This window comes from Moorena bouillonii PNG, from assembly GCF_001942495.1.
Classification (GTDB): Bacteria; Cyanobacteriota; Cyanobacteriia; order Cyanobacteriales; family Coleofasciculaceae; genus Moorena; species Moorena bouillonii.
This window is the reverse complement of sequence record NZ_MKZS01000001.1, coordinates 5,713,319-5,725,504: the sequence shown is the minus strand read 5'-3', so window position 1 is coordinate 5,725,504 and position 12,186 is coordinate 5,713,319. Positions and strand designations below refer to the sequence as shown.

Sequence of the window (12,186 nt, the reverse complement as noted above, 5' to 3'; positions counted from 1 at the left end):
AGGATGTTGTGCTCAGCTTGGAACACGAACATGAAGTTGAAGGTTCCGCTGATACCTAGAGGCATACCATCGGAGAAAGAACCTTGTCCGATTGGGTAGATCAGGAACACGGCGCTAGCAGCTGCAACCGGTGCGCTGTAAGCGACGCAGATCCAAGGACGCATACCTAAGCGGTAGCTCAGTTCCCACTCACGACCCATGTAGGCAAATACACCAATCAGGAAGTGGAACACTACCAACTGGTAAGGACCACCGTTGTAGAGCCACTCATCTAGGGAAGCAGCTTCCCAGATTGGGTAGAAGTGTAGGCCAATGGCGTTAGAAGAAGGAACAACAGCACCAGAGATGATGTTGTTTCCGTACATCAGAGAACCAGCAACGGGCTCGCGGATACCATCGATGTCCACAGGAGGAGCAGCGATGAATGCAATGATGAAGCAGGTGGTAGCAGCTAGCAGGGTTGGGATCATTAATACACCAAACCAACCTACATAGAGGCGGTTGTTGGTAGAGGTGACCCAATTGCAGAACTGAGACCACACAGAGGTGTTGCTCTGCTGTAATACAGTAGTCATGTTCTAATGATTGCGGGTATGAATATGAACTTTTCGAGGTTCGTCCGGCTTGTGTGCGCCTTCATGTATTTATATTAAGCAATATAGTTAGTTTTGTAAAGGCTTTTGGGAGTAATTTACCCTCAGGTTATTAAATAATGTAAATAAGTGAGACTTATATTACGTAAGTATTGACAAATAAAGCTTAATGTGATATAAAGATCAAAATAGGTAAAGCAAAATAGCGTTCGCGTTCGCGCAGCGTCGGGCTTTGCCATTAGCGTGACCAAACGCGATCGCATACAAAATAGCGTTCGCGTTCGCGCAGCGTCGGGCTTTGCCATTAGCGTGACCAAAGGTCAATCGCATAAAAGTAAAGGCGCTCCATTGGCCGTAGGCCACGCTACGCGAACGAACGCCTCTATATATATAAAGCCTGAGCCTGGTTCTTTGCCTAAGTCCTAACTTAGAAACCTACTTAGGACTAAGCAATCAACACTGAGCATTAACAAAAACCTCAGCCAGGAGGCCACTTCATTTGGCGTTGACCCAAAATGTGCAAATGCAGGTGATCAACCGTTTGACCACCATCAGCACCATTATTAATCACCAGTCGATAGCCATTGGTCAAACCGGCTTGCTCAGCAACTTGCTTAGCAGTTAAGAGCAGGTGTCCCATCAGGGCTTGATCTTCAGACTGAGCTGCTGCCAGTTGAGGAATGGGCTTCTTGGGAATTACCAGAATATGAACTGGTGCCTGAGGGTTAATATCCTTGAAGGCAAGGGCTAAATCGTCTTCATAAACAATATCCGCTGGAATTTCTCGGCGGATAATCTTGCTAAAGATGGTTTCGCTCATAGCAACTGCCAATACTATGTTTACTAGATCAGCTGCAATTGTGACACAAAATGTCAGGTACCTATAGCATTTTTATTTGAGTTGTGAACATAGTCGCGCTTGGGAAAGGCAACAGGCAACAGGCAACAGGCAACAGGCAACAGGCAACAGGCAACAGGCAAGAAAGTAGATCGAGATTTTTGGTCATGGAAAGAACTTTCATCCTTGTCGGACCATAATGCCCGCGTTATAGTTAAAAAATAGTTATAATTACTATATCTATAACGTTGCTAAAAATAATCGTTTATATGATAAATTTTAAACTATAAAATATATATTTTATCTAATTTTAGAGTAAATTATTATGATATTTTTTAAATAAAATAAAAAATATATTTCCGTATATTTTTGCCTTTTGCCTTTTGCTTTTTGCCTTGTTAAAACACATTTAAAATGCTTTTTAGCTGAATCCTTACCATCAGCCCCTACACTTATAGGGAGGGGCTAATGCCCTCAATCTAATGTTCCATTCGTATTGGTGGAGTCATCATAATCGGTCCTGTTCTATAAATTGGTATGGTCTTGGGTTTAGGAAAAGGTATGGGCCGTGGATGTTCAAAAACAGGAGGTGTTGGTTGGGGTATTGGGCGTGGACATTTGGGAAAAGGTTCTGGGTGTTCAGGCATAGGAACTGCCGTAGGTGCTGGACACAGAATGTATGGTGTTTGGGGAGTCGGACCACATCCACCCTGAACCATAGTATCTTGCTGATCTAGATCATTGAGAAAGGTTTCCTCATCGGATAACAACTCAAAACCGATGGGTAACTCAGAAATTTCCATTATTAGTTTTCCTCCATAGGAGTGTGACGGATGACTTTCTTCAAGATTTCTGTAAGTCTACAAATTCTGTTTTAGATAAAAATATCAGTTTCGTCTCGCCAAAATGGCAAGTTTTTAGTGGAAAACTAGAGTATCAATAGATAAAGAGCAATGGGATAACTGCTGAAACTATAACAGCCTGATTATTGCTTGTTAACTGTTGAGTGTTGATTGTTCTACGGTTAGGCACAAGACTTGCCCCTACTATCGGTTAATGTCTCAAGGGTAAACAACAAACATTTTCTCTTTAAGTCGTGCATCTACTGATCATCTACTAATATTGTGCAACCACTATCATCTGAAACGATTTCCTCATATCTATTGGATATAGGGCTGTGTACTCCGTCAGACCTAGAATCTATCCAGGTGAAATCGGCTGCCCCTGCTAAAAATTTCAATTTACTGGTTAGCTTTTCAGATCATCGTCAGCTACTGGTTAAGCAGGAAAGACCCCATAATGGGGGTATTATAAATTATGAATTTTTCAATGAGTGGCAATTTCATCGCTGGCTGCAGCAGTTCCCCGACCAACACTGTCTAGCTTCATCAGTTTCCCAGATCCTTCATTTTGATCCCGATCATTGCATCCTGGTCTACAACTATTTAAATAACTATCTCGACCTGTTTAATTTCTACTATCAAAACCAAGTTTTCCCTGAAGCGATCGCAACTGATATCGGAACAGTTGTAGGCAACCTCCATCGTGTTACCTTCAATCAACCAGAATGTCGTAATTTTCTAGACCAGGTACCAAAGGGGACATCTCCCTATCGCTTTGGTAATCCAGCTAAAGGAATCGGACGGCTTAGCCCAGAGATGTTTGGCTCAATCCCTAACAATGCCTTAAAGTTCTTTGTCCTCTATCAACGTTACCCTAGTCTGGGAAATGCGATCGCAGATTTGGAAACTGACTGGCATCCGAGTTGCCTAACCCACAATGACTTAAAATTGAACAACATTTTGCTTCATAGAGACTGGGAGCAATTCTCAACATCTTCAGCACCGGATCAGAGCATGGTACGACTGATTGATTGGGAACGTTGTGCCTGGGGAGATCCAGCCTTTGACCTTGGAAGCATAATCGCCAGCTACCTGGGAATCTGGTTAAGTAGCTTAGTAGTAGACCCCACGATTAAATTAGAAGAATCCTTGGGTCTAGCAGTGACTCCTTTACAAGTGCTTCAACCCTCCATCGCTGCTCTAACCCAAGCCTATCTTACCGCTTTTCCCGGGATTGAGTCAGCTCGTCCCAACTGGCTTAAACGAGTAGTTCAGTTTACCGGTTTGGCACTGATTCACCAAATTCAGGCAATGATTTACTATCAGAAATCCTTTGATAATACTGGAATCTGTATGCTCCAGGTTGCCAAAAGTCTACTCTGCCGACCACAACAATCTGTGCCAACAGTTTTTGGGATCTCAGAATCACAACTGATATCAAATCCGGTAATCCCCTAGAAAAGGGTTTTGAGCATACCTGTGAATTGTCAATTGAAAACTGCTATTTAGACCTCATCTAATTTTAAATTAAATTACGATGCTATTTGACAACCCTTTTCCTAATCAACAGCAAGCAGCTCTGGAAGATATTGTTAAAAACATTGAAATCCAGTCCAATTTTTGTATCAACCATCCCAACTATCAACCCTTCACCATAGCTGATGAAACAGTAGCCCGCTTTCAGCAACTCCCTCAAGACATACAGCATAAGTATCTCAGCTTACTGCTGAGAAATTTCCTCTACGGCATTTATTACAATGGCTATCTGCGCACTCCCCTGGCACTTCACACCAATTCAGCCGATATAGCACCCCATCAAAACTTAGAGAACAATACCCTGCTGGGAATAGACCTAGATTTTTACCAACGACTCCACGCCAACAATCAAGGCACAGGCTACTTTGATGCCAATTGGCAGGTAATCTCAGAAGAAAGCGATGGTTCAATAGCCGTCACCAAAGGTAGTTTGACTATGCATATTGAACGGGAGATTCATCTCAAATCTGAAGAAAAATATGCTTCCATCGGCAGTATTGTTGCCATCCGGATGCCCAAAAATTTGATGCAAAACGGCTTTTATGTAGCAGTGGGTAATGTTGGTCAAGAGCGACAGGGCAATGGTGATATCGATTCTAAAACAGCACGGATCTACTTTAATCTGACACCAGATGGAGCCCTTGCTGTCATGGATAGCATGACAAAATATTTGAATGCAGCAGCAATTCCTTTCACATTTAAAGTTCTATACAATCCATCGGAATACAAACGCCATGACTGCGGAGTACTCTACTTTGAGCGCTGTGATTCTGAAGTGGTCTTTGGGGTGATGCAAACCATATATCTACCAAACCGCTGCCATTTTCGCCCAGAAGTGCCTTTATTCACCAAGTTTTTGGCACCGGGATTGAGTTTTGCCGAAGAACCAACCAAAAAATTTACCTCTCAAGAAAGTTTTGGCATGAACCGCTGCCAAATTGTAGCGAATGGTTTAATGCAGGCTTGGCAAAACGGTAATAACACTCCAGAGGAGCGCCTCAACGCCATCCGCCAACAATTTTCTCAGTTAGGAATTGAATGGGAACGTCCTTACCTCAATCATGACTAAAGCTGCCCACAGCAAATTATGGGGAAGGGAGGGAACAGAGGGAAGTTTGAAAAGCTTACACAATTGCTCCTACAGATGGTATGGGGGTCAGACTCGTAGTTAATTCGCCCACAGTAGCAAAAACAGGACTTAGGCAAAACTGGGCAACAAACGCGCTTATGTAAGCTAATAAGCATTTAAATTTCCCCTCGATCCACTTGTGCAAAAGCTGGTTTCTCATCTCCCCATCTCCCCATCTCCCCATCTCCCCATCTCCCCATCTCCCTATCAGCGCGCCTCTTCACAATTTAAATACATTAAATACAATTTAAATGTGTGACAGCTTAGTAGAGTCCGAAGCGAGACCCTACAGGTATAGTCCCTAGGTAAGTCCTAAAAATATATAGCGCTATACAAAATTAGTCCACCTAGATGGAGTTGCTTGGTGTAGCCCAAAGCTTTAGCCTTAGGCCATTAGACTGAGTGCTCCTCGCTGCCACCATCCAAGTCATCAGTCTCAAGACGGATGTGGCAATTGACCTCAGGTATATTTAGCGTCTTTAAGAAAAATTCATCAAAAATTTTTAGCTCTGTCAGGATTTTATGAAAAACTCGTGAAAGTTGTATTAGTCATTCATCCGGGATTACACAGAACATTAATTGCTCAACGTCACTGCTGACAAATGAGTAATACTAAATGGTTAATTATATGGTAACAAGATAAAAATATAAATGGTAATTTTTTATCCATTTTTTATTTTTCCTGTAGGTTAATTAACCCTGTGAAGTCTACCTATTACTCCGTCAATAATTAAGTGAGAGGTAACCTTTTTTTTATAATAGGAAGATTTCAGCCATGCATTAGGGTTTACTAATTAATCGTTTTAGAAAAAAAACAGTACGTTAAAGTAACCCTTGCCCCAAAATTTAAATAGTAATCAAAAGTCGAGACTTGCCTCAATCAAGGGCAGAGAATACGTAGGTTTAGGTACGGTTAAAACCTAGGGTGTTCATAGGATTGCGAAACTTTCTACACAATTCCTACATAGTTTAAATCTACTCTATAAAAAGTGACGAGTTAATCGACATTATAATTCCTAGTTCATCATGATGCAGTCAAGGTTAAAAACTTCTAGCCAGGCAGGGTTAATCAATGAAGCTGCTGTAGTGCAGTTACCGATCCGCTTGAGCAGACTCGAAGCAATAAAATTTAAAGAAACTTGTGATCAGCTTCTCCAACAACCTTATTGTCCTAAGCGTATCATTGCCGACTTTAGTCAGACAGATTTTATCGATAGTAGCGGCATTGGTGCCTTAGTAAGGAATCACAAAATCACTCAGGAAAACGGAGTTTCACTAATACTAAGGGGTATAAATCCTCCAGTTATGGCTGTATTGGTCATGACTGGGCTAGACAAAAAATTAATTCTAGACCCCTCATATAACCCGACAACAATAGCTGTCAATTGGTCAAAGGCTAAGTTACCCACAACTCACCCATCTACACGCTCTTGGGCTAAGCGATGCTTAGATATACTGGGGGGAATAGTAGGTTTAGGAATTACGGCCATATTATTTATTCCCATTGCGATCGCAATTAAACTCGATAGTCCTGGCCCAATCTTCTTTAGTCAAATTCGCTGTGGTTGGATGGGTAAGGGATTTCGGATCTGGAAATTCCGCTCGATGTATACTGATGCGGAAGCCCAGAAAGATAGCGTTCAAAATCAATCTAAGGATGCCAAGATATTCAAAAACGAAAATGACCCTAGAATCACCAGGGTGGGTCGGTTTTTGAGGAAAACTAGTTTGGATGAACTACCCCAGTTCTGGAATGTCATTAAAGGTGAAATGAGTTTGGTGGGTACTAGACCACCGGTACCTAAGGAAGTGGACATCTATGAGGTTCCAGAGTGGCAACGGTTGAATGTTAAACCTGGAATGACTGGAGAGTGGCAGGTGCATGGGCGATCGCAAGTTCGGGATTTTGCAGATATCATTAAACTGGATTTACGCTACCAACGAAACTGGAGCTTAATGTATGACCTTAAGCTCATTATAAAAACCCTTTTTATCTTGTTGTCGAAAAATAATGGAGCCGTTTAGTATGAAAAAAACTCGGTAAAATTCCGGATATAAATTAAATATAATGGTAAATAGATTAGAGTATTCTCTAGGAATAGGTTTTCCAGTAAACAAGCATGAAAGTTGCCCTAGTTCATGATTATCTAACGCAAAAAGGTGGAGCAGAACGGGTATTTGAACTGCTTTGTAAGCGCTTCCCTAGTGCTGATGTATTCACATCCTTGTATGATGCCCAGAACACCATTGACCTAGGTGAGCGCCTAGTGCATACCACCGGACTTCAGAACATTCCAGGGTCAACGAAATACTTCAGACTCTTGGCTCCGTTTTACTATCCAGCTTTTCGAGCCTTGGATTTAGAAAATTACGATTTGATTATCAGTAGTTGTTCAAGCTTCGCAAAGGCGGTCAAGAAAAAATTAGGAGCCAAGCATGTGTGCTTTTGCCACAATGTCACCCGTTTTTTGTGGGATACGCAAACTTACCTCAAGGAGTATGGAGAATATAGAGCGTTTTCTCCTGTAATTGATCAAGTCTTCCAGTTGATCAGAAAAGTAGACCTGGACTATGCCCAGGAGCCAGACCTTTACATTGCTAACTCGACCACTGTCGCTCGGCGTATCCAGAATATTTATGGTAAGCCAGCCATGACAGTGAACTATCCAATTAATAGCCATAAATTTGTGTTTTCCGACCAAAAGGAAGACTTTTACCTAGTATCATCTCGTTTACTGGGTTACAAGCGTATCGATCTGATTATCGAGGCGTTTAATTGGCTAGGCTGGCCTTTATTAATATCTGGTGATGGTCCAGAGCGAGAGCGTCTAGAATCTAAAGCCTTGGACAATATTCGATTCTTGGGATACGTCAGCGATAGACAGCGTTGTCATTTGATGGCAAAAGCTCGTGGGGTGATCGTGGCGGCTTTAGAAGATTACGGTTTAGTGCCAATCGAAGCCAACGCCAGTGGTACCCCAGTAATTGCCTATGGTGCAGGTGGTGTTTTGGATACTCAGATACCAGGGACCACAGGGGTGTTTTTTAAACGGCAAACACCAGAAGCACTCCAAGCTGCACTACTTGAGGCTAGGGAAATTCCCTGGAATTATGCCAAAATCCGAGACCATGCCCTGAGTCATTTCACTGAAGACGTTTTCTTTAACACAGTTGGGCAAATTATTGATAAAACCGTCAGGGGACAGCCTGTCAATGTGAGCTATTCCTTACCCCATTCAGCCAAGGTTCCCACTTTAGCTAGGTGACAGGATAGTGGCTGGGCTGATTTTAGATTTTAGATTTTGGATTTTGGATTTTTTCGTTGATTTCCTGGGATTTATACGAGTCGATAGTCCAAAATCATCAGATAAAATCTGGTGGACTAATCAATATAGTCCTGCTCGGGTGACTGGTAATGGGTAATAGATAATATCAGATCCGGTTGACTACTTCTTTTTATATTATCTAAAAGGGATGCAACCTATGATTGTCGGTTCATTGGTAATGGGTAATGAGTAATGGGTAATCAGACTCCAATTCCTAAGTCCCTATTACCAAAAGGTAGCTAAAATTTGTTGCAGGTATCCTGGATAATTTTACTGCTAAGAGATTGGTCATCTTTCAACAACCAATTTTCAAGGGTTAATAGTTAATTATAAATTAACTTTTTTTAAAAAAAAACCACCCTAGGGAAGATTAAGAACGTGATTAACAGGATTTTATCTAAACCGATTACTAATCATACCAGGACTATTTTAGACTTGATTCACTGGACTTTATATCAATTAAAAATCCAATCCAAACTTGTCAATCATTAATCTAAAATCCCATGAAGGAACTTGATTTAAACGCAGCAGCTGAAACAGATGCAGGGTATGGCCAACTGTTGGCAGTTTTGTGGCGCAGACGCTTGTGGATTATAAGTGTACTGTTGACAAGCTTGCCGATTGCCTTCTATCTCACTCTCAAGAAAGAGCCGAATTATATCAGCTCTCTACAGCTGTTGGTGGAGCCTAATTATATAGATAAAACACGAGGAATCGAGAGTCAGTTTACTGAGTCCACTGTTGATATCGATTATGCTACTCAGTTACAGCTGATGCGTAGTTCTGAGTTGATGAAACGAGCAGTGGAATTGCTTCGTGATGACTACCCAAATATCACAGTCGGTGATATTAGAGGCTCCTTAAGATTAGCTCAAGTACTGCAGGGTAAAACCGAAACTAAGGTATTTCAAGCGGTCTACACCAGCAATGACCGGATTAAAACTCAAAAAGTACTGCAAGCTATTCAAAAGGTTTATCAAGATTACAACCTAGAGCAGCAGGAAATGCGCTTGAATAAAGGTCTTGCTTTTATCAATCAGCAGTTGCCAAAAGCTCGTAAGGATCTTGAGCAAGCTGAACAACAGCTAGAGCAATTTCGCAAGAGCAAAAACCTGATTGATCCCTCACAACAAGCTGTAGCTGTCAGTCAAACTCTGAATGGGATTGAACAGGAGCGCCGAGCTATCCGCGCTCAGTACATGGAAACTCAAACTCGGTACGAGGCTGTTCAGCAAAAACTGGCTCGTTCACCGCAAAATGCCTTGACTTCGTCCCGTTTGAGTCAATCTGGACGCTATCAAAATTTGCTCAATGAAATCCAAAGAATAGAACTGGCTTTGGTGGAGCAAAGTCGGATTTATACCGAAGCTCATCCTACTATTCAAAAATTAATTGAACAGCGTCAGAGTGTGTTTGCGCTCTTGCAGGAAGAAACCAGACGGGTTTTAGGGCAAGTCCCGACTCAACTGGTTACCACTGGAAATAACCTCCTAACAGAAGGACAGCTCGGTGGTGTTGATATCAATCTGGTCAACGAACTGATCACCTCGCAAATTAATCTAGTCAGTCTACAAACTCGTGATCAAGCCCTGGCCAAAACAGAGCAGGAAATCCGTATTCAACTCAGGGAATTTCCAGCCCTGATTGCTCAGTACAATCGTCTACAACCCCAAGTAGCCATTCAACAAAATACTCTGCAGCAGCTACTACAAGCACGGCAGGAGTTAAGCATCGAATTGGCTCGGGGGGGATTTAACTGGCAAGTTGTAGAAGCACCTTTACCAGGCTTGAAGACCGGTCCTAATATGACCCAAGACCTATTATTAGGTGCAGTGGTTGGGTTATTTCTGGGTGGTGTGGCTGCCTTTGTGCGGGAAGCCATGGACGATGGAATTCATACCTCTGATGATCTGAAAAATCAAGTGGCTCTACCCTTGCTAGGTATGATTCCAGAATTGCCAGAGGGTAAAATCAGTAAACCTGTTCTGAATCTTAGCTTGAGCCAGTCCGAGAAAGCACTTCCGATGATGGAACTGTTGGGATGGCGACCATTTCAGGAAGCACTGGACATGATTTATGTGAATATCCAGTTGCTCAATTCTGGTTCTGAGTGGAAATCCCTGATGGTTACGTCAGCGCTGTCTGGTGAGGGCAAGTCAACTCTGGCGTTGGGTTTAGCCTTAAGTGCTGCTCGTTTACATCGACGAGTACTGCTAATTGATGTAGATATGCGCCGTCCGAGGTTGCACCAACAACTTGGCCTCTCCAATCAGGAAGGACTTTCTACTTTATTGGAAGATGATATTGCTACACCCAGCCCAGTTAGTATCTCACCTTTGGGGTCAACCATTGATGTTTTGACTGCTGGACCAACCCCAATTGACCCAGTTAAGCTGTTGGGTTCTAAACGGATGAAGAACTTAATGGCAGAGTTTCAGCAGACCTATGATCTGGTGTTGCTGGATACTCCCCCAGTGTTAGGTATGGTGGATGCACTCCAAGCAGCATCGTTGTGCCAAGGTGTGGTGATGGTAGGACGCCTAGAGCGAGTTACTCAATCTCAACTGACCCAGGCTACTGCTATACTCAGGAATTTAAACCTGATTGGAATCATTGCTAACGGGGTGAAAAGTTCTAATCAGAACTACGCTTACTATGGTTCGCGAAACAGCCATGGTGCTATTGAACAAAACCAACCTGTATCTGATCTTCAAGTCTCTCCACAACTAGAGCGTCAGTTCAGCAATCATGTCAAGTCTCGTTGATTTTTTTAGTTAATTGTTAAGTAAGCATTCAGCCGTCAGCCGTGAGCTAAAAGCTCACGCTACTTGAGGTGCCGTCAGCTGACGTAACTCAGATTTTACTTGTTTTATTCAAAAGCTGATAGTTGATAGCACCTCAAGTAGCGTGTGCGTAGCACATAAGCTGATAGCTGAAAACTGATAGCTGATAGCTGATAGCTGATAGCTACGGATTAAACCTGACAGGATCTAAGCTTTGACTTTTGATTTTCGTGAAATGGAGTAACTATTGATGACGACTTCCAGAATCATACTAACAACCTCCAAAATCTCAATCCTAGATATCGATGATGACCCAGAGTCAGCAGTCAGTTCTTTGCCTCCCTGCAAGCTCAAGTGGCGACGGAAACAGTTGTGGGTACTTCCTATCCAGAAGAATGAACAGCATTATCTACCTCCATTGCAAAGTCAGTCTTGGTTAAGTAATTGCTTGCAACGCTCGTCGGTAGGGCTGGTTTGTATCGACCCCAATCTGGGTGAAACAGGCTTAAGAGTTTGGACCAATGCCTGTGAGCAAGCGAAGAAGAAAGCTGTTCTAAGGGTACCGTTCAACTCAGAATTGTCTAGTAGGGAAAAACTATTCCGATCTCGACTGAAACGGGTGATGGATTCGAGTTTAGCTGCTCTATTGCTACTGATTCTGAGTCCAGTGCTCCTGGGATTGATGTTGCTGATAGCGATTTTTTCACCAGGACCAGTCTTTTCTCGGCAATTGCTGGCTGGAGAACGGGGTAAGCTGTTCCAAGTGATTAAATTTCGCACTGAAGCTATACACAAAGGCAAAGTCACGTCTAAGATGACACATTTTGGAAAGTGGCTGCGTCAATATTGTCTGGATGGACTACCCCAGTTAGTGAATGTACTAAGGGGTGAGATGAGTTTAGTTGGACCACGTCCTTGGAAACTGGATGAGGTGATTCGGATGACCCAGGAGGAGCGGCGACAGCTGAGGTTGTTGCCAGGAATGATCAGGCTTCACCAGGAAGATATGCGATCGCATGTGTTGGGTTCTCAAAGTACTCAAGTGCTGTGATTCATCAATTCTGGCTTTGTTAATTAATTAGTTAATAACTTGAATTAACAATTAACAATTTTGATTTGCCTTTGTGTTCATCCCGTAC

General features: G+C 42.5%; 10 protein-coding genes. 6 read left to right on the top strand and 4 right to left on the bottom strand.

What is annotated here, in order from left to right; translation table 11 throughout:
• The 4 genes from BJP37_RS23280 to BJP37_RS23270 all read right to left on the bottom strand — a co-directional run.
• A partial coding sequence (locus tag BJP37_RS23280; protein ID WP_075906388.1) for a photosynthetic reaction center family protein occupies nt 1-575 on the bottom strand: 575 nt, incomplete at its 3' end.
• A gap of 201 nt (nt 576-776) precedes the next feature.
• Entirely contained in the window at nt 777-956 is a 180-nt protein-coding gene (locus BJP37_RS37235) for a hypothetical protein (protein WP_143727756.1), read from the bottom strand.
• 115 nt (nt 957-1,071) lie between these two features.
• The gene (locus tag BJP37_RS23275; RefSeq protein WP_075902343.1) at nt 1,072-1,413 is read right to left on the bottom strand and encodes a histidine triad nucleotide-binding protein; all 342 of its coding nucleotides are present in this window, start codon (nt 1,411-1,413) and stop codon (nt 1,072-1,074) included.
• Between the two features lie 497 nt (nt 1,414-1,910).
• Complete coding sequence (locus BJP37_RS23270; protein ID WP_070394564.1) at nt 1,911-2,234, bottom strand: hypothetical protein; 324 nt, start codon at nt 2,232-2,234, stop codon at nt 1,911-1,913.
• A 321-nt stretch (nt 2,235-2,555) separates the two neighbouring features.
• On the opposite strand from BJP37_RS23270, the gene BJP37_RS23265 reads away from it, so the two are divergent.
• From BJP37_RS23265 to hepC, 6 genes are all read left to right on the top strand, one after another.
• Complete coding sequence (locus BJP37_RS23265) at nt 2,556-3,731, top strand: phosphotransferase (protein WP_229415427.1); 1,176 nt, start codon at nt 2,556-2,558, stop codon at nt 3,729-3,731.
• A 79-nt stretch (nt 3,732-3,810) separates the two neighbouring features.
• Nucleotides 3,811-4,878: a T3SS effector HopA1 family protein gene (locus BJP37_RS23260; RefSeq protein WP_075902341.1), complete on the top strand. Its 1,068-nt coding sequence runs from the start codon at nt 3,811-3,813 to the stop codon at nt 4,876-4,878.
• A 1,089-nt stretch (nt 4,879-5,967) separates the two neighbouring features.
• The gene (locus BJP37_RS23255) at nt 5,968-6,963 is read left to right on the top strand and encodes a sugar transferase (protein ID WP_143727755.1); all 996 of its coding nucleotides are present in this window, start codon (nt 5,968-5,970) and stop codon (nt 6,961-6,963) included.
• A gap of 95 nt (nt 6,964-7,058) precedes the next feature.
• Complete coding sequence (locus tag BJP37_RS23250) at nt 7,059-8,204, top strand: glycosyltransferase (RefSeq protein ID WP_070394560.1); 1,146 nt, start codon at nt 7,059-7,061, stop codon at nt 8,202-8,204.
• 563 nt (nt 8,205-8,767) lie between these two features.
• Complete coding sequence (locus BJP37_RS23245; RefSeq protein ID WP_075902337.1) at nt 8,768-11,029, top strand: GumC family protein; 2,262 nt, start codon at nt 8,768-8,770, stop codon at nt 11,027-11,029.
• Nucleotides 11,030-11,297: 268 nt separating this feature from the next.
• A complete protein-coding gene (gene hepC, locus BJP37_RS23240; protein ID WP_075902335.1) occupies nt 11,298-12,098 on the top strand; it encodes a heterocyst development glycosyltransferase HepC in 801 nt (266 codons plus the stop codon).
• The last annotated feature ends 88 nt before the right edge of the window (nt 12,099-12,186 follow it).